Source organism: Devosia rhodophyticola, assembly GCF_028816475.1.
GTDB lineage: Bacteria > Pseudomonadota > Alphaproteobacteria > Rhizobiales > Devosiaceae > Devosia > Devosia rhodophyticola.
In genome coordinates this window covers 2,005,956-2,030,981 of the sequence record NZ_CP118247.1, presented here as the reverse complement: position 1 = coordinate 2,030,981, position 25,026 = coordinate 2,005,956, and the positions used below count along the sequence as shown (strand labels likewise).

Annotated in this window: 27 protein-coding genes and 1 tRNA gene; 14 read left to right on the top strand and 14 right to left on the bottom strand. The window is 58.6% G+C overall.

The features are described from left to right. Positions 1-134 precede the first annotated feature (134 nt). Together PSQ90_RS10020 and PSQ90_RS10015 are read left to right on the top strand one after the other, a co-directional pair. On the top strand, positions 135-629 hold the full coding sequence (locus tag PSQ90_RS10020; RefSeq protein ID WP_282210184.1) for a CAP domain-containing protein: 495 nt from the start codon (positions 135-137) through the stop codon (positions 627-629). Further along, on the top strand, positions 619-846 hold the full coding sequence (locus tag PSQ90_RS10015) for a sulfurtransferase TusA family protein (RefSeq protein ID WP_328517497.1): 228 nt from the start codon (positions 619-621) through the stop codon (positions 844-846). Before PSQ90_RS10020 ends, PSQ90_RS10015 begins: the two co-directional genes overlap by 11 nt. Here PSQ90_RS10015 and PSQ90_RS10010 read toward each other — a convergent pair. Together PSQ90_RS10010 and PSQ90_RS10005 are read right to left on the bottom strand one after the other, a co-directional pair. Next, complete coding sequence (locus PSQ90_RS10010; RefSeq protein ID WP_282210183.1) at positions 843-2,051, bottom strand: D-alanyl-D-alanine carboxypeptidase family protein; 1,209 nt, start codon at positions 2,049-2,051, stop codon at positions 843-845. The genes PSQ90_RS10015 and PSQ90_RS10010 overlap by 4 nt on opposite strands. A gap of 71 nt (positions 2,052-2,122) precedes the next feature. Next, entirely contained in the window at positions 2,123-3,844 is a 1,722-nt protein-coding gene (locus PSQ90_RS10005; RefSeq protein ID WP_282210182.1) for an ABC transporter ATP-binding protein, read from the bottom strand. 194 nt (positions 3,845-4,038) lie between these two features. Between PSQ90_RS10005 and PSQ90_RS10000 the strand changes: the two genes are divergently transcribed. From PSQ90_RS10000 to PSQ90_RS09975, 6 genes are all read left to right on the top strand, one after another. Further along, positions 4,039-4,452, top strand: coding sequence for a winged helix-turn-helix transcriptional regulator (locus PSQ90_RS10000; protein ID WP_282210181.1), 414 nt, complete (start codon positions 4,039-4,041; stop codon positions 4,450-4,452). A 3-nt stretch (positions 4,453-4,455) separates the two neighbouring features. Beyond that, the gene (gene aac(3), locus PSQ90_RS09995) at positions 4,456-5,238 is read left to right on the top strand and encodes an aminoglycoside 3-N-acetyltransferase (RefSeq protein ID WP_282210180.1); all 783 of its coding nucleotides are present in this window, start codon (positions 4,456-4,458) and stop codon (positions 5,236-5,238) included. A gap of 91 nt (positions 5,239-5,329) precedes the next feature. Next, on the top strand, positions 5,330-6,070 hold the full coding sequence (locus PSQ90_RS09990; RefSeq protein ID WP_282210179.1) for an AzlC family ABC transporter permease: 741 nt from the start codon (positions 5,330-5,332) through the stop codon (positions 6,068-6,070). After that, positions 6,054-6,362 (top strand): AzlD family protein, encoded by a 309-nt coding sequence (locus tag PSQ90_RS09985; protein WP_282210178.1) that lies wholly within the window; start codon positions 6,054-6,056, stop codon positions 6,360-6,362. Before PSQ90_RS09990 ends, PSQ90_RS09985 begins: the two co-directional genes overlap by 17 nt. A gap of 58 nt (positions 6,363-6,420) precedes the next feature. Further along, entirely contained in the window at positions 6,421-7,041 is a 621-nt protein-coding gene (locus PSQ90_RS09980) for a hypothetical protein (protein ID WP_282210177.1), read from the top strand. A gap of 76 nt (positions 7,042-7,117) precedes the next feature. Continuing rightward, positions 7,118-7,201: transfer RNA gene (locus PSQ90_RS09975), tRNA-Leu, on the top strand. A gap of 83 nt (positions 7,202-7,284) precedes the next feature. On the opposite strand, the gene PSQ90_RS09970 is transcribed toward PSQ90_RS09975, so the two are convergent. Continuing rightward, positions 7,285-7,635, bottom strand: coding sequence for a DUF2200 domain-containing protein (locus PSQ90_RS09970; RefSeq protein WP_282210176.1), 351 nt, complete (start codon positions 7,633-7,635; stop codon positions 7,285-7,287). Between the two features lie 191 nt (positions 7,636-7,826). Here PSQ90_RS09970 and PSQ90_RS09965 point away from each other — a divergent pair, with 191 nt between their 5' ends. Next, on the top strand, positions 7,827-8,858 hold the full coding sequence (locus tag PSQ90_RS09965; RefSeq protein WP_282210175.1) for an L-idonate 5-dehydrogenase: 1,032 nt from the start codon (positions 7,827-7,829) through the stop codon (positions 8,856-8,858). A gap of 13 nt (positions 8,859-8,871) precedes the next feature. Here the strand turns inward: PSQ90_RS09965 and PSQ90_RS09960 are convergent, their stop codons facing one another. From PSQ90_RS09960 to PSQ90_RS09915, 10 genes are all read right to left on the bottom strand, one after another. Continuing rightward, positions 8,872-9,714, bottom strand: a complete 843-nt coding sequence (locus tag PSQ90_RS09960) for an amidohydrolase family protein (protein WP_282210174.1) — start codon at positions 9,712-9,714, stop codon at positions 8,872-8,874. A 51-nt stretch (positions 9,715-9,765) separates the two neighbouring features. Beyond that, positions 9,766-10,089, bottom strand: a complete 324-nt coding sequence (locus tag PSQ90_RS09955; RefSeq protein ID WP_282210173.1) for an L-rhamnose mutarotase — start codon at positions 10,087-10,089, stop codon at positions 9,766-9,768. A 36-nt stretch (positions 10,090-10,125) separates the two neighbouring features. Beyond that, positions 10,126-11,172 carry an ABC transporter ATP-binding protein gene (locus PSQ90_RS09950; protein WP_282210172.1) on the bottom strand — a complete coding sequence of 349 codons (1,047 nt, stop codon included), beginning with the start codon at positions 11,170-11,172 and terminating at the stop codon, positions 10,126-10,128. After that, complete coding sequence (locus PSQ90_RS09945) at positions 11,169-12,194, bottom strand: ABC transporter ATP-binding protein (protein WP_407648214.1); 1,026 nt, start codon at positions 12,192-12,194, stop codon at positions 11,169-11,171. Before PSQ90_RS09945 ends, PSQ90_RS09950 begins: the two co-directional genes overlap by 4 nt. A 26-nt stretch (positions 12,195-12,220) precedes the next feature. Continuing rightward, positions 12,221-13,114, bottom strand: a complete 894-nt coding sequence (locus PSQ90_RS09940; RefSeq protein ID WP_282213025.1) for an ABC transporter permease — start codon at positions 13,112-13,114, stop codon at positions 12,221-12,223. Further along, complete coding sequence (locus tag PSQ90_RS09935) at positions 13,114-14,061, bottom strand: ABC transporter permease (protein WP_282210170.1); 948 nt, start codon at positions 14,059-14,061, stop codon at positions 13,114-13,116. The genes PSQ90_RS09940 and PSQ90_RS09935 overlap by 1 nt, the downstream gene beginning before the upstream one ends. 62 nt (positions 14,062-14,123) lie before the next feature. After that, positions 14,124-15,719, bottom strand: a complete 1,596-nt coding sequence (locus PSQ90_RS09930; RefSeq protein WP_282210169.1) for an ABC transporter substrate-binding protein — start codon at positions 15,717-15,719, stop codon at positions 14,124-14,126. Between the two features lie 115 nt (positions 15,720-15,834). Beyond that, on the bottom strand, positions 15,835-17,295 hold the full coding sequence (locus PSQ90_RS09925; RefSeq protein WP_282210168.1) for a sulfatase family protein: 1,461 nt from the start codon (positions 17,293-17,295) through the stop codon (positions 15,835-15,837). A 49-nt stretch (positions 17,296-17,344) separates the two neighbouring features. Then, positions 17,345-18,376 (bottom strand): mandelate racemase/muconate lactonizing enzyme family protein, encoded by a 1,032-nt coding sequence (locus PSQ90_RS09920; protein ID WP_282210167.1) that lies wholly within the window; start codon positions 18,374-18,376, stop codon positions 17,345-17,347. Then, positions 18,376-19,461, bottom strand: a complete 1,086-nt coding sequence (locus PSQ90_RS09915; protein WP_282210166.1) for a LacI family DNA-binding transcriptional regulator — start codon at positions 19,459-19,461, stop codon at positions 18,376-18,378. Before PSQ90_RS09915 ends, PSQ90_RS09920 begins: the two co-directional genes overlap by 1 nt. A 151-nt stretch (positions 19,462-19,612) precedes the next feature. Between PSQ90_RS09915 and PSQ90_RS09910 the strand changes: the two genes are divergently transcribed. Continuing rightward, positions 19,613-20,830: a mandelate racemase/muconate lactonizing enzyme family protein gene (locus PSQ90_RS09910; protein WP_282210165.1), complete on the top strand. Its 1,218-nt coding sequence runs from the start codon at positions 19,613-19,615 to the stop codon at positions 20,828-20,830. Positions 20,831-20,865: 35 nt separating this feature from the next. Here PSQ90_RS09910 and PSQ90_RS09905 read toward each other — a convergent pair whose 3' ends face one another. Further along, a complete protein-coding gene (locus tag PSQ90_RS09905; protein WP_282210164.1) occupies positions 20,866-21,780 on the bottom strand; it encodes an ABC transporter substrate-binding protein in 915 nt (304 codons plus the stop codon). Between the two features lie 153 nt (positions 21,781-21,933). Between PSQ90_RS09905 and PSQ90_RS09900 the strand changes: the two genes are divergently transcribed. From PSQ90_RS09900 to PSQ90_RS09885, 4 genes are all read left to right on the top strand, one after another. Continuing rightward, the gene (locus PSQ90_RS09900; protein ID WP_282210163.1) at positions 21,934-22,743 is read left to right on the top strand and encodes a substrate-binding periplasmic protein; all 810 of its coding nucleotides are present in this window, start codon (positions 21,934-21,936) and stop codon (positions 22,741-22,743) included. A gap of 2 nt (positions 22,744-22,745) precedes the next feature. Then, entirely contained in the window at positions 22,746-23,396 is a 651-nt protein-coding gene (locus tag PSQ90_RS09895; protein WP_282210162.1) for an amino acid ABC transporter permease, read from the top strand. Then, positions 23,393-24,052 (top strand): amino acid ABC transporter permease, encoded by a 660-nt coding sequence (locus PSQ90_RS09890; RefSeq protein WP_282210161.1) that lies wholly within the window; start codon positions 23,393-23,395, stop codon positions 24,050-24,052. Before PSQ90_RS09895 ends, PSQ90_RS09890 begins: the two co-directional genes overlap by 4 nt. Positions 24,053-24,156: 104 nt before the next feature. Next, a complete protein-coding gene (locus PSQ90_RS09885) occupies positions 24,157-24,993 on the top strand; it encodes a DUF72 domain-containing protein (protein WP_282210160.1) in 837 nt (278 codons plus the stop codon). Positions 24,994-25,026 lie beyond the last annotated feature (33 nt).

The following is a 25,026-nucleotide window of genomic DNA, read 5'->3' as shown; positions in this document are numbered from 1 at the left end:
CTGCTGGGGGGCGACAAACACCCCCATTGCCGCTTCCTTAAGGGCTTTGTGATACCAAAGCCCGCAGTGCGCCTTGGAATTGACGTGAACTGCGGCAATGAGAGCGGCTAGACATTCACCTCTTGAGGAAAATCATGACGGCCCACAACCAGACCGCACGCTCGCTTTCCCGCCTTGCCGCCGCAGCCATTGTCGTGGCAACCGGGTTGACCGTTGCTGCCTGCAGCAGCGGCGGGGCGATGACACCTTTGCATCCCGGCCTGAGCGCCCGCATGGATCAGCCCAATGCAGTGCTGGATCGCACGCAGGCCGTGGCCATCGTTAATGCCTATCGCACGACCCAAGGTGTCGGTCCCCTGTCAAACGATATTGGTCTGGATGGTACCGCCCAGGCGCTGGTCAATCAATATGCCTCAACCGGTACCCCGCCAAAAACCCCATCGGGGCTTGTCGGCATGAAGTTGAGCGCTGGCTATTCAACCTTTGCTGAAACCTTTTCCGGCTGGCGTAACAATCCCGCTGATGCTGCGGGCCTGACCCCAGCCAACGCCACCAAGGCTGGTATTGCCACGGCCTACAATGGCACCTCCGGCTATGGCGTTTACTGGGTATTGGTCCTTGATCAGTGATCTTTTCCTGATCGACGCGCGCGGGCTCAAATGCCCGCTGCCGGTCCTGAAAATGGAAAAACGCCTGACCCAGTTGGCGTCCGGCCAGACCCTGACCATCCTTGCCACCGACCCGATGGCAAAGATTGATATTCCCCTGTTCTGCCGCCAGAACGGGCATGGCCTGTCAATCGAGCAACAGCCCGACGCCATGCGCTTTGTCGTCGTAAAAGCCTAATTCAAAAACGCCGGGCGCGGCCGTGGATGCGGAATATTCTGGTTTGCCGGATTGGCCACCAGTGCCGGGCGTAAATCCGGTGCCAGATCGGCCTGAACCCCCATCTCAGGCAAATGCAGTGGCCGGGGTCGCGGCAGCATCACGCCGGTTCGGATTCGCCCCATGGTGCTCGCCTGATAAACAACGGGTGACAACGTGTCGGTCAGATTGGTCGGCTGACCCTTAAGACCGTAGGGAAACTCGCTTTCCTGCGCCTTTACATAAACCTTGGCGTCCTTGCCGCAGATTAGCGGCCGCATATTGACCGGCGCCACCCCGACATTATTGGCCAAATTCAGAACCGATTGCCCCCGCCCCTTGAGCGTCCCTGAAAACCCCTTGAGCATCAGTTCGGCTGCCCGCTCATTGCGCTCGCGCGCTGACGATGCGCCCAGAACAACGGCCATATAACGCCGCTCCCCGCGCTTGACCGTCGCGACCATGTTGAGCCCCGAGGCACAGATGAACCCGGTTTTCATGCCGGTAGTACCGGCAAAACTGGTCAATAACTCATTGTTTGATTCAAGCTTGGCCTTGCCCAACTGCACATAGTCAGTCCCGAAGATCGGCCCGTATTGTGGAAAATTCTGCCAGATATAGAGCGACAGGATTGCCAGATCACGCGCCGAGGTCACCTGTTGATTGTCGTCTAGCCCGTTGGGATTGACGTAATGGGTAGCGCTCAACCCCATGCGCGCTGCCGTCTCGTTCATCATCGCTGCAAATCCGGCTTCCGAACCGCCAACCGTCTCGGCAATCGCCATGGCAACATCATTGGCCGATTTGACCAGCATGATATAAAGCGCATCCTTCATGGTCATGGCCGTATCGACCGGCAGGCCCGACTTGCTCGGCGCCTGATTGACCGCCTTGCGCGAAAGCGTCACCGGGGTATCAAGACTGATCCTGCCCGCCGCAATCGCTTCAAAGGTCACATAGGCCGTCATCAGCTTGGTCAGCGAGGCCGGATGCCATGGGGCGCCCGCGTCCTGTGCATAAAGCACCTCGAGTGTATCCATATCGACCAGCAACATCGGTGTGGCACGCGCCACCCCGGCTCCAAGGCCGATCACGGCAAGGACAATAAAAACCAGTCGTTGAGCAAATCGCACGAAGAAACGGCTCCGGATCGGGGAAATGGCGCGCGCCTCTCTTAACAGCGCCACGCCCCGATCTCAATGCACCGCGCCGCACCTGACAGGGTTTTGAACCGGCAACGCAATGCGCTCCATTGCGGTTAGGCAACTGCCCCGAACTGGGCCTGATGTAATTGCGCGTAAGCCCCTTTGGCTGCAAGCAATTGGGTGTGCGTGCCCTGCTCAACCAGACCGTTTTCCCCCACCACAACAATGCGGTCAGCATTGCGAATTGTGGCCAGGCGATGGGCTACAACCAGCGTGGTGCGACCTTGTGACAAGGCCGCCAACGATTGCTGGATCGCAAATTCGGTGGCCGTATCCAGTGCCGATGTCGCCTCGTCCAGAATGAGAATCGGTGGATTCTTGAGAAAAATCCGGGCAATCGCCAGCCGCTGCTTCTGCCCGCCCGAAAGTTTGACCCCGCGCTCGCCCGTTAGCGTATCCAGCCCCTCCGGCAACCCCAGCACAAACCGGTCCAGCGAGGCACGGCGCAATGCCTCGACGATTTCATCATCAGTCGCATCCAACCGCCCATAAGCGATATTTTCGCGAATGGTGCCGCCGAACAAAAAAACATCCTGCGCCACAATGCCGATCTGCGCCCGCAAACTGGCCTGTGTCATGTCGCGAATATCGCGCCCGTCAATCAAGATCTGCCCGCCATCAACCTCGTAAAATCGCGGCAACAACGAACAGATCGTCGTCTTCCCGGCTCCCGACGGGCCGACAAATGCAACCGTTTCACCCGCCTTGATCGAAAGGTTCAACTCCTCGAATACCTTGCCAACCTCGCCATAACCAAAACTGACATCGCGATATTCAATATCGCCGACAAGCGCGCCAACCGCCACCGCATCGGCCCGATCGGCAATGTCGGGTGCGGTATCGATGAGACTGGTAAAGCGTTTGAACCCGGCAATCCCCTTGGGATAGCTTTCCAGCACCGAGGTAATCTTGTCGATGGGCCGGAAAAACACATTGACCAGCAGCAGAAAGCCGACAAATCCGCCATAGCTCAATTCGCCGCCAATCACGAAAAATGTCCCCGCCACCATCACCACCAGCTGCACGAATCGGGTGCTGAAATAGGATAGTGTGATGCTGGCCGTCATATAGGCATAGGCATTGAGTTTGGTGGCGCGATACCCTTCGTTATTGACCGCAAAAAGCGCTCGCTCATGGTCCTCATTGGCGAACGCCTTGACCACGCGAATGCCGCCAACGCTTTCCCCGACTCGGGTGTTGAACTCGCCGACCTGACGAAACAACCGCCGCCAGTTCTCGGTCATCTTGGCGCCATACCGGCTCACCAGCCAGGTCATGAATGGCACGATTGCCGTAACGATCAGCGCCATCTTCCACTGCACGGTAAACATCAGGATGAACGCGCCAACAAAGGTCATGATGGCGATGAACAGATCCTCGGGCCCATGGTGCGCTACCTCACCAACCTCTTCGAGATCCTTGGTCACATGGGTGATCAGATGCCCGGTTTTGTTGTTGTCGAAATACCGGAAACTAAGTTTCTGGATATGATCGAATGCCTCACGCCGCATGTCGGTTTCAATCGAAATACCCAGCGCATGGCCCCAATAATTGACCACCGCCATCAACCCGGTATTAAGAGCATATATCCCCAACAGCAGCGCTGCCACCGCCGCGATCAGGCCCCAGTTCTGCCCCGGCAACAAAGTGTCGATGAAGAGCTTGACCGCCAGAGGAAAGCCGAGTTCGAGCACCCCCGCCAGCACGGCACAGCCAAAATCGAGCAGGAACAGCCGTTTGTAAGGCAGATAGTAGGCAAAAAAGCGGGCTAACATGATATTTCCAGCATAGGCGGTCCATCACGAAGACCCGCCAGGTTCACAAACGCGACGCATGGCCCCGCGCCGGTGGCAATCACCCGGCGCCTCAGCGCATAGCACCATCCCATAGTTTGCTGCAACATGGGGCTAGGCACAACTAGTAACTGTGTCTACAATAGTAACCACACCACATAAAGTGAGAAATGACCATGTCGCTGACCGACACAAGCCAATCATCCAACTGCGCCGCCATGTCTGACGTGCTCAATCGTATTGGCGACAAGTGGAGTGTTCTGGTCGTGGGCATCCTTGGGCGCAGCGGCACCCTGCGTTTTAACGAACTCAAGCGCACCATCAATGGCGTTTCCCAACGCATGCTGACATTGACCCTGCGCAATCTGGAGCGTGACGGTCTGGTCACCCGCACCATTTATCCTGAAGTGCCGCCCCGGGTTGAATATGGACTGACCGAGCTGGGCAAAACCCTGCAGGTGCCGATCAGTGGCCTTTGGGATTGGTCGGCCGAACACCATGCCACCATTGTTGAGGCCCGAGCCAACTACGATGCCCGCCAGCCCGGTACGGACAATGCTCCCGCCAAAATCGCCTACGCCCGCGGCTAAGCCATGCTGACCCGCGCCAACCTCGCCGCCCAGTTTGCCGATCTGGGCCTTGAGGAAGGCGACGCCGTACTGGCCCACGCAGCACTGCGCAAGGTCGGGCCAATTGTAGGCGGTCCCGACGCCTTGATTGCCGCCATCATTGATGTCATCGGCCCCAGCGGCACCTTGTTGGGCTATTGCGATTGGCAGGGCGAGGACGATGCCAACGCATCGCCGGACCTTCGCCACGCTGTGCCGCCATTCGATCCGCAATCGTCCCGGTCAACCCGCGACAATGGCGCATTCCCTGAATTTTTGCGCACCACCCCCGGTGCCCGTCGCAGCGCCAGCCCCGGAGCCTCCTGCGCCGCGCTCGGCGGCAAAGCCAACTGGTTCACTGCCGATCATGCCCTCAACTATGGCTATGGTCCGCAATCCCCTTTCGGCAAACTGGTGCAATCGGGTGGCAAAACCATGCTGATCGGCGCGCCCCTCGATACCATGACCCTGCTGCATCATGCCGAACATCTGGCACAAATCCCCAATAAACGCCTGCGGCGCTACGAAACGCCCATGCTGGTCAACGGTCATAATATCTGGCGATCAGTCGAGGAATACGACACCTCGATCCCGGTGGCCGCGGGTCTGGCCGACGATTATTTTGCCGACATTGTCAGCGCTTTCCTCGCCACCGGTCGCGGCAACGCTGCCTCAATTGGCCTCGCGCACACCGTCCTTGTTGATGCCCGCGAAATCGTGCAATTTTGCGTGGATTGGCTGGAGAACCGTTTTCCCGACCGACCATGACCTTGCCATCGCCAACCCATATGCCTGCCATCAGCAAAATTCATCGCAAAGCCGATTTCCTACCAACCGCGAACGCTATAGCGTGCGCGCCATGAACGCCCCGGCCCCCCACACCCGCCAGATCGCCAAGGACCAGTTTTTTCTGGGCGCCCGCGCCTGCATTCCCGTTGCCATTTCTGTTTCCGCTTATGGTCTGGTCTGGGGTGTTCTGGCCAAGGGTGCCGGGTTGACTGTGCTCGAAGTAATCCTGATGAGCGGGCTGGTTTTTGCGGGTTCCGCCCAATTCGTCGCTCTTGAACTCTGGACTGCAACGCCCTCAGCCCTGCCTATCGGCGCACTGATTATCGCCGCCCTGATCGTCAATCTGCGCTATATGTTGTTGACCGCGACCCTGCGGCCATTGTTCGCCCCCGATCAAATGACCGGCGGTTTCTGGCGCATGTTCCTGGTCACCGACGAAAACTGGGCCATGACCGTGGCCGAAATGGCGCGTGGTGGCGGCTCCCGCGCCTTCCTGCTCGGCGGCGGCGTTCTCGCCTATTGCTGCTGGATGGTGTCGACCCTGACTGGGCGAATGCTCGGTGCCGTCATTGATGATCCCAGCCGCTACGGCCTCGATTTCGCCTTTACCGCCACTTTCCTTGCATTGCTTTTGGGCATGTGGCGCGGCAAGGCCGACCTGATTCCCTGGCTCGTCGCTGCCGTTACAGCCATCATCTGCGCCAAACTGCTGCCGGGCAGCTGGTACATTTTGATCGGTGGCATCACCGGCAGCCTTGCTGGTGCCGCCATCGAAACTTTTGTCGGGGGCCGCCGTGCTGAGCTCGCCTGAAGCCCTCATTGCCATTGCCGGGATGGCGCTGGTGTCGTTTGCCATCAAGGCCAGCGGCCTGATGCTGGCCAACAAATTGCCGCGTCAGGGCTTTGCCGCCGCCTGGATCAAGAACATTCCCGGCGCGGTCCTGGCTTCGCTTGTCGCCCCCGCCATCATCACCGGCAATCTGGCCGAAGCGCTGGCCGCCATCGCCACCGGCATTGTCTTCATTCTCACCCGCAGCCTGATTGCCGCCATGGCCATTGGCGTGCTGTCGGTATATCTCGTGCGTCTGGCGCTCGGCGCTTAAGGGAACACCATACCGCGCAAAATCGTTGTTCTCCTGACCCCTGTCATTGGAGGATCAAATGAGAACCGTAACTGCGCTTTTTGAAGATTATGACCACGCCGCCAGTGCCGTGCGGGCGCTCGAAGCGGCCAATTTCAAGAGCGACGAGATTTCCCTCGTCATCGCAACGCTTGAAGACAATATTCCCGAAGAGCCCACCCCCGTCGATGACGAAATCGCCGACGACGCCCAGGCGGGCGTCGGCATTGGCGCGGTGGTTGGTGGAGCTGGCGGTTTTCTGGCTGGCCTTGGCGCATTGGCCATTCCCGGCATCGGGCCGGTCATTGCTGGCGGTTGGCTTGTCGCCACGGCAATCGGGGCAGTAACGGGCGCAGCCGTTGGTGGCGCCACCGGCGGCATTGTTGGCGCGCTCACCCAGTCAGGCGTGCACGAACCCGATGCCCACGTCCTTGCCGAAGGCATTCGCCGTGGCGGCACCGTGGTTTCGGTGCGCACCAACGATCAAGACGTCCACACCGCCGAAGCCATATTCGATCAGGCCGGTCGGGTGGATCTCAATGAAAAGCGCGCCCAGTTCGAAACCACGGGCTGGGAGCGCTTTGATCCAGACGCCCCCGCCTTCGTTCAGGATCCGCTTCTGGGCGGCCGCGACCTGCGCAATTTTCCCCGCCGACACTAAATCTGACGCGCGAAAATTTCGATCTCGCCATTCTGCCTGTTGCGGCCAGCAAAATCCTGCGCTAGAGAAGCCCTGTGCCCTCCTGGCGGAATGGTAGACGCACCTGACTCAAAATCAGGCGGGGAAACTCGTGCCAGTTCGAGTCTGGCGGAGGGCACCACTTTCCTTGATTATAGACCAGAATAGCGCACGCCGCTTGAGCGCGCATTTCAAGCGCGCAAAGACGCTGCAAGGCTCAAAAAGTTATTCCCGCAGGATCTTGTCCATTGCCTTGCCCTTGGCAAGCTCGTCAATCAGCTTGTCCAGATAGCGGATTTCGCGCATCACCGGTTCCTCGATATCTTCGACGCGAACCCCGCAAACCACACCCTTTATCAATGATCGGGCGGGATTCATCCGCGGTGCCCCGGCAAAAAAATCCTCAAAACTAACGTTCGTTTCTAACTGCTCCTCAAGCGAGGTCTGATCATGCCCGGTCAACCAATGGAAAATCTCATCGACTTCTGCCTTCGTGCGCCCCTTCTTCTCGGCTTTGGCAACATTTAGGGGATAGACGCTTGCGACACTGACAGAATAGGTTCGGTGCTTGGTCATGCGCCTTCCTGACGGTTCAAAAATTCCCTTGGGTCAGCACAGATTATGACCGCAGCCAAAGGTTGTGCAATCCTTTTGGCGCCAATCACGGGTAACGCTGGACAATAGCGCGATAGGGTTTCATCGTGCTCGCAAAACTATCGCCCGTATCGCCACCGAATGCGGTTGCGCGACGCGCCAAGGGGAAATCAATGAAGGCCGTTATCATTCACGCCGCAAAGGATCTCCGGGTCGAACAGCGGTCCGCCGCCGAGCCCGGAACCGGCCAGGTTGGCATCACCATCGGCGCAGGCGGAATCTGTGGCTCGGATCTGCATTACTACAATCATGGCGGATTTGGTGCTGTGCGCGTCAGGCATCCGATGGTGCTTGGCCATGAGGTAGCCGGCACCGTGACCGCGATTGGCCCCGATGTGAAAAACCTTGCAGTCGGGGACAAGGTCGCCGTCTCCCCGTCCCTCCCCTGCAATCAGTGCGAATACTGCCTTGCGGGCCAACAAAACCACTGCCTCGACATGCGCTACTATGGCAGCGCCATGCGTAATCCACACGTCGATGGCGCGTTTCAACAACAGCTGGTGGCCGAGGCGCGTCAGTGTCACAAACTGGCTGAGGGTATCTCGCTGGTCGAAGGTGCTTTTGCCGAACCGTTCGCCGTTACCTTGCACGCCATCAGGCGCGCCGGATCCCTGCTCGGCAAGCGGGTGCTGATCACGGGATGCGGCCCCATCGGGGCGCTATGCGTCATTGCGGCCCGAGCCCACGGCGCCAGCGAGATCATCATCACCGATGTGCTCGATGCCCCCCTCACCTTTGCGCCAAAGGTGGGTGCCGACAGAACGATCAATGTGGCGGACGCGCCGGAGAGCCTGGCAGCGCTTGCCAGTGGCAAGGGCAGCGTTGATGTGATGTTCGAGGCATCCGGAAACGCTGCAGCGTTCACCTCGGCGCTAAGTGTTCTGCGACCCCGCAGCATTCTGGTGCAACTCGGCATGGGCGAGGACGTGCCCCTGCCGCTCAGCGTTCTGGTGGGCAAAGAGATTGATATCCGGGGCTCCTTCCGCTTCCATGAGGAGTTCGCTTTGGCGGTGGATTTGATCAACCGGCGTCGCGTCGATGTCATGCCCTTGCTTAGCGACACTTTGCCAATCGAGGATGCGGTCGCAGCCTTCGAACTTGCGTCGGACCGCTCGCGGTCGATGAAGGTGCAGCTGGCGCTTTAGACCAGCAAGAAGTTTATAATTTGTAGAAACTGGTGGCCGTTCCGCCAAATAGCGCCGCGCGCTCGTCGGTGCTCAGGGATTGGGCCAGCCCCGTGGAACGCTCGACCCAGCCCGCGTAATCGGCGGCCAGATTGAGCACGGGCCAGTCGCTGCCCCACATCAGGCGATCAGTCCCAAAGATGTCCAGCAGATCATTGACGCTGGCGTCCAGCGATCCGCTCTGTCGCCAGCCTTCGACATCGTGCGTTGCCAACCCGGAGAGCTTGCACATGACCTGTTGGTGTCCCGCACACGCCGCCAATCCGCGTCGCCAGGCGGGATCAGGTTCGGACCGCCCCGCAATTTCGGGATTTGCCCCATGATCGATAACGATAGGCAGGTCCGGCAGTTGGCGCGCCAATCGCTCGATCACACCAAGATGTCTGGGTTGAATCAACGCATCAAGGCAGAGATTTAATCGTGGCAGGTGGGACAGGGCGGCAACAACCTTATCGCGGTGCACCCAATTATCGTCAGACATGCCCTGCAGGATCGGACGGACACCCTTGATCAACGGTTCACGCGCCAGTTCCTCAAGGCGCTCCACTGCATCAGGCGCCTCAAGATCCAGCCAACCAACGATACCGCGCACAAAGCCTGCCCGCTTGGCTTCATTGATCATACAGGCGTTTTCATCCCAGGTTTGGCTGGCCTGAACCAGCACGGTTCCATCGACGCCACTGGCGGCCAATAGCGGCCGTAGTTGGTCCGGCCCCAAATCGCGCCGAAGCACAGCCATATCGTCTCTGATCCAATCGTGGACGCCACGACTGATATCGATGAAATGTTGGTGAGAATCGATCCTTGGTGGTGCCACCTGACTGCCCTTCGTATAATCCGCGTCGGGCCAAATATCACTCGCCCGATCTTATGGTTGCAAGAACACGCATTCCATCCGCGCCCAGGACGTTTCGCCGGGCAGAGGAACCTGCATTGGGTCGCACAGCGCCCGCCAGGCCTTGGTTCGCGGATGAAGCGCCATGGCGCGCATATCCGCCTCATAATCGTTGCCGACATATTCGAAATAGGCAAACTCGTAAAGTTTGCCATCCGGCATTTGGTGAACGAAAATATTGAAGTTGCGGATATGAAAATCATGCAGCACATCGCGCACACCCGACCCGGCGTGCAGTTCGACATATTCGGCGCGCCGCTCCTCGCGCAGCCCGATCACCTGCCCAAATCGTTGCATTAATAACTCCTGTTTCTCCGCCAGTTTGGCGATGGATCAAGTTCCAGGGGGCGCTGAACCACTCGCTTGACCGCTCGCTGGTATGGGCACCGCCATGTCCTCGCTACGGTGGCAGGCGGCAAAATGCCCCTCACCCACCGGGCGTAGCAATGGCTCAACCTCGGCGCATTTCGAAATTGCCATCGGACAGCGCAGGCGAAACCGGCAACCGCTGGGAAGTTCTCCCATATTCGATATTTCACCGCGCAGCGCAGCCGGGCGACCGCGCTGGCGTGGGTCCGGCGTCGGTGAGGACGCTAGCAGCGCGGCTGAATAGGGATGACGCGGATTGGCAAAAAATACACGCGAAGGTGCCGTCTCGACGATTTTTCCAAGATACATCACCGCGACCGTGTCACTGATGTGCTCGACCAGACCGAGATCGTGTGAAATGAACAGATAGGCCAGCCCCCGGCTCTGTTGCAGATCCAAAAGCAGATTGACGATCTGCGAACGGATCGAAACATCGAGTGCTGAAACTGGTTCATCGCAGATCACCAGTGCCGGCTCCACCGCAATCGCCCGCGCAATGGAAATCCGCTGCCGCTGCCCGCCCGAAAGCTCATGGGGAAACCGCCGCCCGATCTCGCCCGATAGTCCAACCGATTCAAGCACCTTGGCGACCCGCTTGTCGATTTCACCCGAACTGCAAATTCGGTGGACGATAAAGGGTTCGCGCAGGATCGCACTGACGCGCATATGCGGCGTCAGCGAGGCATAAGGGTCCTGAAACACCATCTGGGCGTTCCGCCGCAGTCGCCGCACGCTATGGCGGGCATCTGCCTCAATTCGCTCGCCGCTCAACCAGACTTCGCCCTGGTCTGCCTGTTCGAGCTGAAGGACGAGTTTGGCGGTTGTCGGTTTTCCGCAGCCGGACTCGCCGACCAGGGCCATGGTCGTGCCAGCTTCTATATCAAACGAAACGCCGTCGACCGCTGGCACCTTGGTGCGCCGCTGGCCCGGCAGCGTTGTTTTCAAGCTGTAGTGCTTGATCAGGTTCTTGACGGTAAGGACCGGGTCACCGGGAGCCGTGTTGGTTGTCATGAGCCAGCTCCTGCGTCCGCCAGCACGAATTCGGGCAGTTCACGCCAACGGAAACATCGAACCCAACGGTCCTCGGTGATCTGCTCGAGCGCCGGATTTTCAGCGTCGCAGGTGCCTTTGACCGCAAACTGACAGCGATCAAAAAACCGACAGCCGGCAGGCGGATTGGACGGGTCCGGCACGGAACCCGAAATTGTTGCGAGGTGTGTTTTGGACGCGCTGATCCCGCGTCGCGGCATCGATTCCAGCAGCCCGCGCGTGTAGGGATGTCTGGGGACATCGAACAGATCAAGCACTGGCGCCAACTCCACGATATTGCCAGCATACATGACCGCAACCCGGTGCGCTGTCTGGGCAATGACCGCCAGATCGTGGGTAATCAGGATCACCGCCATCTTCTGTTCTGACTGGAGCTGCATGAACAGTTCGAGAATTTGCGCCTGAATGGTCACATCAAGCGCCGTGGTCGGCTCATCAGCGATCAAAAGTTCGACGCCGCCGCAAATCAGGGCCATGGCAATCATCACCCGCTGCCGGATGCCACCGGAAAGCTCGTGCGGATATTGGCTAAGTCGCTGTTCAGCAAACTGGATGCCAACCTGCTCCATGACAACCAGCGCACGGGCGCGCCGTTCATCGCTGCTCATGGTGGGCCTGTGTGCCCGCAGTACTTCGGTCAGCTGATCCCCGATCCTGAGTGTGGGATTAAGGCTTGTCATCGGCTCCTGAGGCACAACCGCAATTCTGTCGCCACGAAGACGTCGCCGTTCGTCCTTGGACAAGCCAACCATATCAACGCCATTGAACAGCATGGTGCCGCCGGTGGTCACACCAGGTGGCGGAACCAGCCCCATGATCGAACGGGCCAGCATTGACTTGCCGCATCCCGATTCTCCGACGAGACCCAGCACCTCGCCGTGCGCGACCGACAGATCCACCCGGTCAACCACCGCAAAAGTGCCGCGTGCCGAGGGAAAGCGTACCTCGACCTGGGCGAGGTCAAGAATGGGCCCTTGCGCAATTGGGGCATTGGCGCTGCGCAACGGGCTCACGGATTGACCTGGCTTTGAAGACGCGGATCGAGCAAGTCGCGCAGTCCATCGCCGATCAGGTTCAGGCTCAACACCGTCGCTGTGATCATCAGGCCCGGTGCAATCATGATCCACGGCGCGGTTCGGATGAACTCGCGGGCGGCGCTGATCATATTGCCCCAGCTTGGGTCCGGCGGCGGCGGTCCAAGACCCAGAAAACTGAGACCCGCTTCGACAAGGATTGCCCAGGCAAATCCAAAAGTCAGCTGGACCATGACCGGCCCGAAGGATTTGGGCAGAATGTGAACCACCAGCAATCGCATGTCCCCCACCCCTACGGCGCGCGCGGCCTGAACGAAATCTGCCGACCGATATTCAATGATCGAGGCCCGCACGGTTCGGATGACGCGGGGGACATAAAGAACCACCACCGCCAGCACGACATTGAATTCGGATGGGCCGATCGCCGCCAGGATCATAATCGCCAACACAAAGCCCGGGAAGATCATCAGCGCGTCCGAGAACCGACCAATAATCGAGTCGGCGAGCCGATACTGGCCCGAAAGCGCGCCCAGCGTAATCCCCACCAGTGCCGTCAATGCCGTTGCAGCAAACCCCACGCGCAGCGATAGATGAGCCCCGATCACCAGCCGGTCGAACACTTCCCTGCCAAATTCATCGGTCCCCAACCAGTGTTCGGGGCTTGGTGGCAGCAGTTTCTGGGTGACATTGATGCTGAGCGGATCAATGGCCATCACCACCGGTATCAGAACCGCGGCCAGAACCAGCAACAACAGGACCGCGCCACCACCGAGCAGCATTGGCTCGGATCGCATCATTGACCAGAGCGTCCACAGACCGGAGCGGGCGTGCGGTGATGGCAAAACCTCAGTGGCGTCAGCGGATTTCATCACGAATATCGGATCCTGGGGTTGAAATATGCATAGGCAAGATCGACCACCAGATTGATCGCCAGCGCCACCAGGGTCAGGTAGAAAATGCCGCCCTCAAGGGTTGGATAATCGCGCCGGACAGCCGCTGTGGTGATCAGTTCGCCCAGCCCCGGCAGCGCAAACACATTCTCGATGATCACCGAGCCGCCAAGGCCCAGCGCAAAGACCAGGCCAATGACGGTCACGATCTGGATCATCGCGTTGCGCAGGGCGTGCTTGAGGATGACGGTGCGCTCCCGCAATCCTTTGGTCCGCGCCATCCCGACATATTCGGTGCCCAGCACCTCGATCATTGTCGATCGGGTCATCCGGACAACCAGGCCAATTTGTGAGACGCTGAGCGCTGCAACCGGCAGCAGCAGGCGGCTGAACCAGTTCCAGAACCCGAATTCAATCGGTCGGTAACCGGACGCGGGAACCCATTGCAGCCCGACCGCGAACACCAGCATCAACATGAACCCAAGCCAGAATGGCGGCAATGCCATGCCAAGGCTCGACAATACATTACCGAAATAATCAAAAATGCCACCCCGCCGCATGGCCGACAGAATCCCAATCGGAATCCCGATGGCAATCGTAACAATCAGGGCGAGAAAGGTGAGGCTGAAGGTGACCGGAAAACGATCAAGGATCACATCAACCACCGGCGCCGAAAAGAACATCGACTGCCCGAAATTACCGGTGACGACCCTCGGGAGCCACTCGATATATTGCTCCCAAACCGGCCGGTCGAGACCGAGTTGCTGCGCCATGGCGTCGATTTTGGCGGCATCAACTGACTGATTGCCGATCAGCGCGGTAATCGGACTGCCCGGCACCAGACGCGTAATCACGAAGATCAGCGTCACCGCGATGAATATCGTTGGGATGAATTCCAGAACTCGACGCAGCGTATACCGGAGCATTGCGGTCTCTTAATAAAAGGGCGGGACTAATTGATCCCGCCCATCCCATGATGTCGCCAGGCTCAGGCGTCCAGATAGACCCCATTGAGGGTAAGATTGCCCAATGCCAGATTACCGTCTGGATCCATCACATTGCTGCGCTTGGCCACCAGTCGATAGACATAGCCGAGGTTGACCATGGCGACCTGAGAATAGAATTCGCGCTGCAGGTCTTCGCCCAGTGCCTTGCGCTTTTCGAACTCGGTTTCAGCCGAGAGTTCGTTGAAGATCTTCTCGGTGGCATCGCTGATGAACCCGACTTCGGGCGACGGGAACGTGCCATTGAACTCCGCATTCCAAAGCGATGGATCAACCCAATAACCGCCTGAAGTGTAGATGTTGAGTTTTTCGGGATCCCGGCGATTTGCCACCCAGGTTGCCAGATCATAGCTCAATATCTCAAGGTTGAGCCCCGCCCGCTTCGCCTGCTCGACAATGGCAACCGCCAGCCGGTTCTGCAGCGAGTTGGTGGCAATGACCTGAATGGTGACGGGTTCGCCATTATAGTTGGCTTCGGCCAGATATTCCTTGGCCTTGTCAATGTCGCCGGGGGTATAGAGCTCAGAACCAGCATCAGTATTATAGGCGCTTTCAGGCGCATAAATGCTGGGGTTGGTGAGCGCAAAATCCGGGTTCGACACCGCAGCCGCCGCAATTTCAGATGGATCGATCAGCGACTGGATAGCTTTGCGGATATTGAGCTGACTGGTTGGGCCAACCTTGTGGTTGAACATCATGTAGAGCAACACGCCCGGACCGTTCTTGATCGCATCAAGATCGGGATTTCCCTCGAGCCGCGTCGCTTCGCCATCAGGCACTTCGGTAATGATGTCATATTCGCCCGATTCAAGGCCCGCCACCCTCGTGGTTGCCTCGGGTACGATCCAGAAAATGATCTCGTCGAGATTGCCGACTTTCTTGCCGGTCTGATAGTTGGGTCCATCATCACGCGCCACATAGTCATCGAAGCGGGCAAGCCGGGCGTATTGGTCTTCCTTATACTCAACAAAGCGATAGGGCCCTGTTCCCACCACTTCAGTCAACTGCCCCGGCGTCGTTGACGCTTCGGCAATCGCCTGCGGCATGATCACCGCCTTGTTTTCGTCCGAACCAAGCAGCAGCAGCAGGAAGCGGCCCATCGGTTCGTCAAAATTCATGACCACCGTCAGATCATCCGGCAGGTCAATCGAGCCAAGAGTATTCAGCCCCGAACCCTTGGGACCAACCGTACGCCACCGCTCCAGCGACGCCTTGACATCGCTCGATTTGAGCATCTCGCCATTATGGAATTTGACACCGGGACGCAGCTTAATCGTCCAGGTCTTGCCATCGGTCGCCGCCTCGACGCTTTCGGCCAGTTCAAGCTCGGCGTTGAAATCCTTACCAAATCCGAACAGGCCCTCAAACACATGCCCCATGACATGGGGCAGCGGGTGGGACACGGTGGATTGCCAGTCAAGTGTTGTAAGGGGGATATGCAGGCCGACATTAAGCGTGCCACCCTTGATTGGCTCGCCCGCCGCCAGTGCGGTTTGGACCAATCCCCCGAAGTGCAGATTCAGCGAGGTTGCGGCAATGCCGCCTACCACCCCACTCAGTAAAGTGCGCCGACGTACCATAGTGCTCTCCTCCATGAAAGGTCGTGAGGTATATCGTTATACTTCTTTATCTCAGTCCTCGAATTCCTACAAGTCGAAACTCACAAAAGCGACAATTGGCTGGTTCGCTCAGGTGCTAATACGGACCGATACGCGGCGCGCCGCGGTCGATAATGGCGATTGAGGCATTGTAACTGGCAAGCGTCAGTCGAAATCGCTCCTGTTCGTGAGCCGGGTCGTCCCACAAATTGTGATGTTCCCATGGATCTGTTTGCAGATCGAACAATTCACCAAAACCGTGCTGGTGGTAGTGCACGATCTTCCAGTCCCTTTCGCGATACATCGTTGCCAGCGTGCCATCAGGCAGATCAAGCGCGTCGTAAAATTCACACCGGACAAAGTCCCGATGTTCCGCCGGGCTCTTCTCACCCACAAGGATCGGCAACAGGCTCTTGCCTTGCATGTTCGCGGGCACCTCGATACCGGCCAGATCGAGCAGGGTCGGTGTGACATCCAGCAGTTCTACCAGCGCGTCGCTCCTCACCCCGGCCCCCAGTCGTCCCGGACAACTGACGATGAGCGGCACCCGGACCAGCCCCTCGTAAAACCTGCACCCTTTCTGGATCAATCCGTGATCGCCCAGAGTCTCGCCGTGATCGCTCATGAAGATGATGATCGTGTCATCCGCCAGATTTTGCCGTTCGAGTGTCGCCAATATCCGGCCCATCTGATCATCGATCAGCTTGATCATGGCATAATAGGCTGCCTGAAGCGTTTGGGCGTCGCGGGCACCAGCGGTCATTCCAGCTGGATCACGTTCGCCACGCTCAAGCGACTTGGGCAACACCGGATTGGCGATATCCAACTGGGCCGGCTGGCGCGCTTCGGACTGAAAATCCACGCCTGCCAACCGGCGCTGCTCGTCAATATCTTCTGGGCGAAAGTGTGGACCCGGCATCTGCGCCGGATCGAACATGTCGCGATAGCGTTTCGGCGGATTGAACGGGGGATGAGGATCGTAAATATTCACCGTCAGCGCCCAGGGCGACCCGGCCTGCTGCTCAATAAACGCGATGGCCATGTCCGCACACCACGTAGTCTGGTGTAACGCCTCGGGAACACCGTCGGCGCTGGCCGTTAGTTCTTTCAGACTGTGCCCGGCGGCGGCGAGCCAGTCGGCATAATCATGCCCCTCTGCCCAATCATCGCGCGGCGCGTGGCTGTATTTGAAATAGCTGTAACCATCATCAACCCTTGGCTCTGCCCGCTTGTAGGCGCTTGCCAGATGCAGCTTGCCAACATTCCCGCAGCGATAGCCAGCCTCCGCCAAAAGCTTGGTGACAAGGCGTGGGCTCTGGGGGAATTGGTCATTTCCATTGCCGTTCACATGCACGGCGCTGGGGTACATGCCGGTCAGGAACGACGCACGGCTGGGCGTACAAATGGGCGATTGGCAAAATGCGTGGGTAAAGGCTGTTCCCTGCCGCACCAGCCGGTCGATATTGGGTGTATGCACGCTGCTGTTGCCAAGCGCCCCAATGGTGTCAAAGCGCTGCTGATCGGTACAGACCCATAAAATATTCGGCTGCGCTTTCATCGTCCCTCCGATTTACCCGATGGCTTCCGCTACGTTCTGACGTAAAATTTCAATCCCATTTCAAGTCCACACCCAGACCGCTACCCTGCCCCAAGGGGTCCATTGCCTCGGTTTGGTCCGATCCAAAATGAACCGGACAGCTCCCGTGCACGGTAACCGCCAGATGGCCCATCGCCGCGCGTCCCACGGCGCTGCGGCACGTTCCCGACACCATGACGCCAATGGCAGCGCTCTCGCACATATTGGCAATACGCCGGGCATTCAGCAGGCCACCGACACGCCAGATATCAAGCACAATCCGATCCGCGACACCCGTTCGCACGACCTGACTCATTGCCGCTGGTGAGGTGATCGACTCTTCGAGAACAATCGGTATCGGTAGTTTTTCCCGCAGTCGGCGGTGTCCTTCAAGATCAAGCTGATGCAGCGGCTGCACCAGGCCAAGATTGGGCCAGAATTGCCGGGTCAGCAGATTTTCGACCAGCATGCTGGCTCTTGCCTCATTGCCGAGCGACTGCTCCGCGACAATGTCAACCAATGGGCGGTGGCCAACAGCGTCAAGAACAGACTGGATCCGCTTAACGGTTTGGGCCGAACCATCTTTGATCTTCAATCTGATAGCGGCGAAGCCCGCTTCGATCATTGCGCTGGCAGATCCGCCAACATCTTCGTCATCGCTCCCGATTTGCCCGACCCGTTCAAGCGTGTCGCGATAGCCGCCCCCCAGCACCACATGCAGCGGACAATCGCGCGCCTTGCCGATCAGATCATAAACCGCCATTTCAACAGCCGCCCGTGCTGCCGGGCATCCGGACTTGCCCCCCGCATCGACCCCGTCCAGCAATTGGTTCAGTCGATTGATATTGCCGCACTCGGCGCCCACGACCTCAGCACCATATCGGTTCAGCCAATCCGACACCGTGGTTTGGGACCCCAAGACGCTCGTTTCGTCCGTCGGCGCCTCCCCCAAACCCGTCAGCCCCGACTGCGCCCGTACCCGAACCAATATACCCAATCCGGTCGACGACGCCATTGCGCCACTGGCATCAATCGCTGCTAATTCCAAATGTTCGATCTGCATCACATCGCCCCCGTGTCGTAGGACATATCGGACGGCAAAACCTGATCCAATTGCCTGGTATTGGTTCGGGGCGCTGCAACCGACTCCCGCTGGATCAATTCGGATTTGAGCACGATTTCGCGGGTCTGACCCGCAGGTGATGCGCGGTCTTCAATGTTGGCCACCAGAGCATCAAACGCCAACTTGCCCATATAAAACCGCTCTTCGCGCAAGCACGACATCGACGGGGTAAAAAACGAGGCCCAGTCCGGATCGTCAAAGGCGATGACACTCATCTCGTCCGGAATGCGCACGCCGTGATCCTTGAGGCAGCGCAGAACGCCGCCGGACATCAATTCCGAACAAACAAGAATTGCCGTTGGCGGCGTCGGCAACCCGATCAGGGACCGCGTCGCCTCATAACCACCGACCTGCTTGAAATCGCCATAGGCAATCAGAGTTTCATCTTCGGGCATTCCCAACTGCTTGAGCGCATCGCGATAACCGCCAAGGCGCGCGCGTCCGGTCTCGAATTCCTGCGGACCGGCAACGATGCCAATGCGCCGATGACCAAAGTCCGCAAGGTGCCGCACCGCATCGACGGCGGCGCTGCGATCATCAGAGGTGATGTGAACCAGCTTGCTGCCTGCGATTTGGGCATTGACCACAACCGCAGGAAAACCGGCGGGTCCAAGCTGCTTGAAGGCGCGATGATTGGCCGCTAACGGCGACGCGATGATGCCATCCACGCCGCGTTCCCGCATTTCGGCGAGATATTCAAGCTCGCGTTTCGGATCATCATTGGTGTTGCACAGGATGACGTGATAGCCGGCCTGACGGGCCGCCTCCTCGACGCCTTGCACAAAGGTAGTCCAATGGTAGCTGGCAATCTGGCTGATCAGCACGCCAACTGAATTGGTGCGCTGCAGGCGAAGCGACCGCGCCACCCCGTTTGCCCGGTAGCTCAGTTCATGAGCTGCGGTTTCGACCCGTTCACGTGTTGCGTTGCTGTAGGAGCCATATTTGCTCAGAACCCGGCTCGCCATGGCCAGTGAAACCCCGGCCGAGGCGGCGACATCCTTCAAAGTGGCGGGTTTTTTGGTCAACTGGGGCGCCTTGGTGTCAGCGTGACTTGCCGGTCGAAGCGATGATGTCCCTTAGCGATTGAATTGTGGGACGTCAATGTATATCGATATACTAACTGATTGGAAATGATGCGCCTGAAGCGTTGTTCCCACCCAAATTGAAGGGTTTTGGATGAAGATCACGGCGATCGAAATGATCCCCCTCCATCTTGAGATGCTGGGCACGGCCACGGCTACCGGGCCAAATGTCAATCCTGAGGAGCAGATGAACCTGCCGCCTGAGGAAATTGCCAAGCTGCGCTATACCCCGCCCGAAACGGTTCTGGTGCGGATCAAGACCGATGCCGGGCTAGAGGGCCTCGGTGACGGTGCCACGCTCCCGCACTATTTCGGCCACGGCATCGGCAGCATGATGGATTGGCTGGGGCGCTTCCGTTCCGTGCTCATAGGCTGCGATCCGCTAAACATTGCCGGCATTCACCGGGCCATGGAAGGCGTGGCCAGCATTGGCGTGCCCGGTTGCCGACCGGCGCAGGCTGCCATCGACATGGCTATTTATGATTTGGCCGGAAAGGCGCACGATTGTCCGGTTTATGAGCTGCTCGGGGGCGCATTGCGCACCGAACTGGAACTGCAAACCCAGATGCACGGCTATTCGCTCGAACAGCTGCTCGGCGTCTGCCATCATTATCTGGATCAGGGATTCACCGGCCTGAAACTCAAGATCGGCGGGCAATTGCGCCGCGAGGGCTATTCCAAGGCGCTGGTCGATGAGGAAGCCGAAAAGATTGCCGGGGTGGTGGGACATTTGCCCGGCACCGTTCAGGTCGACGTGGACGCCAATCAGGGATTGATGAACGCCAAGGTCGCAATCGGGCTATTCGAAAATGTTCGCCGGATCGCCCACCATCCCAATATGTCGATCGAACAGCCGCTGCATCACCTCGACCTCGCCGGACACGCCCTCATTCGCCGCGTGTTGCCCTATCCGGTGATATTGGACGAAGCCGTCACCTCGCCCGCCGCCATGATTCAGATCGTGCGGATGCAGGCAGCTGATCGCATCGTTCTCAAGCCCAACCGGGTGGGCGGCCTTTGGCCTGCTCTCAAGATAATCGACATCTGCGAGGCAAACGGCATTGGGGTCAGCCTCGACACCATGCCATTTACCGTTCTGGGCGACACCATGCTCTGCCATCTCGGCGCAACAATACGCACCCATTATCCACTCGACGCGGAAGGCCACACCTTCTTCAGGCAAACGCCGTTTGTTGGCGGCATCTCACTCAGTGATGGCCGCGCCCGGATTCCAGATGCACCCGGATTTGGCATCACCGTCGACGAAAACCGCCTCTCAGCCATGTCGGTCCAACTTAAAGTGGGGGCATGATACGGTGGCTCCATACGGATCTGGCCCGACCTCGTTCAGGCTGCACAAACCGCGGCGATCAACTCTGAAGCCGAATAAGAACCCAGATCGTCGCGCGCCATGGTGGCGCATTCCAACGTTGTCAGCATTTGATCGCCGTTGCGGTCAAAAACCAGCGGAGTAGGGCCATCGGGAAGCACTTGACGGTCGATGACCCAACTCAGTTGCTGACGGATCAGCACGGGGTCGAGATGCGGCGCGCGCGCCAGCACAGATGCCACCCCAAGGTCCGGGTTTGCCCGGCAATCGTGCCAGGCCTGGGTTGTCGCACTGCGAAGAGCATCGAGCAGACCAGCATTGGCTTCCAGCAAATCTGCCCGGCAGACCAGACTGCCGGTATAGATGTCGAGGCCATGGTCAGCGAAGTACAGAAAGCGGACTTTGCTGCTGTCATGTCCGCGCATCGTCATGGCAAATTTGAGCGTTGCGTCAAAGCAGGTTGCCGCGAAGGCGGCCCTGGAGGCGATCATCGCATCGCGCTCGTGCGGTTGCACCCAGCGCATCTCGTATTGCAGATCGCCAAGCCCGTTTCTTTGCAACAACAGCGGCAACAGGCGGGCCGATGTGTCCCCATTGGGGCCGCACAGCACCTTCCCGGCAATATCGGCCAACTCGAGCGGTCGCCCCGGTGCAAGATATCCCAGCGCGCATGGGCTGCGCTGGTAAATTGGCATGACGGCCTGGATGGAGGGCGAACCGCTGGTGATCGCATGTGTCATCAGTGAAGACAGATCGCCGAAACCACAATCCGCCTCTCCCGCAGCAATGGCCTTGGTCACCAACGAGGAACTAAACCCTTCGATAAACGCTATTTCGATGCCGTGGCGTGCATACAGGCCTGCATCGACGGCATATAGAAAGGGGGCATTTTGCCCCTGATATAGATAATTCAGCTTAAAACGCAACTTCATGCTTTAATTCTACCGATACAGGGAACGTAGTGCTAATTTGCTCAATTTTTGAGCAACATAATACTAAGTATTGCATACTTTGAGCTTTTTTTATCTTTTAAAAGCGTATAGGCTGAAAGGCAGCTTGGCAAGTCGAGAGCAAAGGAGCCCAACATGAAGTTTACCAAAATTGTAACGTCTGCCATCGTGGCAGTAAGTGTCCTGACAGCGATGCCGACCATGGCGCAGGATTTCAAGGCCGGTCTCGTGAGCGCTGATACATTGACCATTGGCACGTCCGGTTCCGCGCCCCCATTCAGCATGACCGGGCCCACCGGCGAACTTGAAGGTTTCGACATCGACGTCGCCACCGCGATTGCCGATGCACTGGGGGTCGAGGTCAAATTCGAGCAGCTTGATTTTGCCGGCCTGCTGCCGGGTCTGGCCTCTGGGCAGTTCGACATCATCGCATCCGGCGTCACCCGGACGCCCGAGCGCCTGGCCTCCACCGACTTTTTTCTGCTCTCGCCCTATATCGTGAACGGCGTTGCCGTAACGCGGCGCGAGGACAGTGCCGATATCACCGGCTGGGAGACCGTATGTGGCAAAGTCATGGGCTCGGTGCGCGGCGGTACCTTCCAGAAGGTGGCAATGGAAAATCTGCCCGCCGACTGCGTGACCGAAACGCGCGAATATCCTGGCGCCACTGAACTCTTCCTCGATCTGGCCAACCGACGCATTGATTTTGCCGCACACGATTTCCTGGGACCGAACTATCTGGTCAAATCGGGCAAGCTCAATGGCGTTGTAGTGATCGACGATCTTCTCGCCACCATTACCCAGTCGGTAGCGGTCAGTGCCAAAAACAAACCCCTTGCCGACGAAATTGATTCTTTGTTCGTCACGTGGCGAAATGACGGCACCCTGCAAGGGCTGGCCGAAAAATGGTTTGGCGCATCAATCGACTGGTCAGCGGCAGAATAAGCATGACCATCACGCCGCTTGACCTTGCCTTGGCGTGGATGCCTCGGCTGATCTGGGCAGCGGTGTTGACGCTCGGCCTGGCGGCGGTGATTTTTGCAATCTCCGCCGTCTTCGGCTTGATGCTGGCCATGACCAATCGAGATGGCAACAAGTGGGTACGCCGCTGCATCGAGATGTTCAGTGGATTTTTCCGCTCCATTCCAGAGCTGGTGATCCTGTTTTTCTTCTACTTCGGCGGGCGGCAACTGGGGCTGCAATTCGGCCCCGTTGGCTCCACCATTCTGGCATTTGGACTGGTGGGCATCGCCTACGACTACCAGGTGTTCAAGGGCGCACTGGGTGCCGTCAGCAACGGACAGTTCGAAGCAGCCAGGGCGCTCGGCCTGCGGCCATGGAAGGCCTATCTCCTCGTCATCCTGCCCCAAATGCTCCCCATCGCCCGCAAGGGATGGATCACCTATGCCATTGGCACCATCAAGCGCATCTCGATCGCCTCTGCGGTCTCGGTGAGTGAAATCATGTATGTGACCAAGCAGGCGATCGCTGCAAGCAATGCGCCCTTCCTGTTCCTGTCCATAGCTGTGGGACTCTACATTGTGATCGTCATGCCGCTGTTGGTGTTCAACGAGCGACGACAGGGAGCGCGGCTATGAGCTTTGTGTTCGATCCCTACTATCAGGGGCTGTTGATCCGTGCCCTTGGCACAACAATTTTTATCTCGGTGGTCGTCATCGTCGGCTCAAACATTTTGGCCCTGCCCATGGCCATATATATGCAGCGCCCCCGCGGACGGCTTCGTGGCCTCATCATCGGTTACAGCTTCTTTGCCCGCGCCGCCCCGGTTCTGGCCCTGCTGTTTGCGCTATATTACGGGCTGCCTCGATTTGGCATCTATCTCGATCCGCTGCCCTCGGCGTTGATCGGGCTGACCTTTTCTTCCACCGCCTACAATCTCGAATTTCTGCGGTCCGGATACGAGAGCATTGCGCCGGGACAGATGGACGCGGCGCGTGCCCTTGGGCTGCGGCCGGTGGCCACCCAGTTCAAGGTCATGGCCCCGCAAGCCTATGCCGCGGCTTCCCCGGCTCTGTTTTCCAATGCCATCCAGATGGTCAAGGGCAGTTCGCTGGCCAGCCTCGTCGCCATTGACGAGTTGACAGCGGCATCCACGACCATCATTTCGGAAACCTATAAGGCGCTCGAAGTCCTGCTGGTCATCGCCTGCTTTTATGGACTGATTGCCTTGGCGGTTCTGGCGCTACAAGGGACATACGAAAGGCGCCAGCGCTGGATCTCACCACGATCCTGATGCCAGCGTCGCCCGATCAGAAAGACACAGCGCCCTCGCCACCAATTTTCACCTGACAATCGCCGCACTTTCTCCGACAATGCCCCTCAAACGGAGGCATGGCGATGAGCAAACTGGAAAATGTGCGCACTGGAACCGCCGGCTGGGTCTATGCCCCTTGGCGCGGTGAATTTTATCCCGACGGGCTGGTGCAGAAAAAAGAACTGGCCTACGCCTCCTCCCTGCTCGGCAGCATCGAAATCAACGCCACCTTCAGGGCCAACCAAAAGCCCGCCAGTTTTGCCAAATGGGCCGACGAATCGCGCGACGGCTTTGTATTTTCGATCAAGGGCCCGCAACTGGTCACCCACATCAAGCGGCTCAAGAACTGCGAAGCCGAGCTGGCCAATTTCTTTGCCTCGGGTCCGTTGGCACTGGGCGGGAAACTGGGACCGTTCGTCTGGCAGTTGCCCCCCAACCTCAGCTTTGATCTCGGCGTGCTGACCAACTTTATCGCCATGCTGCCCAAATCATTGCCCGACTATGTGGCGCTGGCCAAAAAGGCCGATGGCCGGCTGAAAACCGAGCCTTTTCTCGAAACAAGCGCCGACGTGCCGATCCGCCACGCCATCGAAGTGCGCAACGCTGCCTTTTATACCGAGGAAATCTTCAACCTGTTCGCCGAACACAATGTGGCGCTGGTATTGGCCGATGTCGCCGAACAGCCAAAACGCTTGCGTACCGCCGATTTCGTCTATTGTCGCCTGCAAGGCCCCGCCTACGAAGGGGCATCCGGCTATGGCCAACAGGATATTGCTGATTGGGCCGCCGTGATGTCGAACTGGGCCGAGCAGGAATTTCCCGTTTTTGCCTATTTCGTCCACGAGGACAAACTGCACGCCCCCGCCAATGCCATCGCCCTGCGCAGATCCCTCGGCATCGCCCTGCCCGGCGATAATTGATCACATATCGGTTGAACGCTGGCCATTCGCACC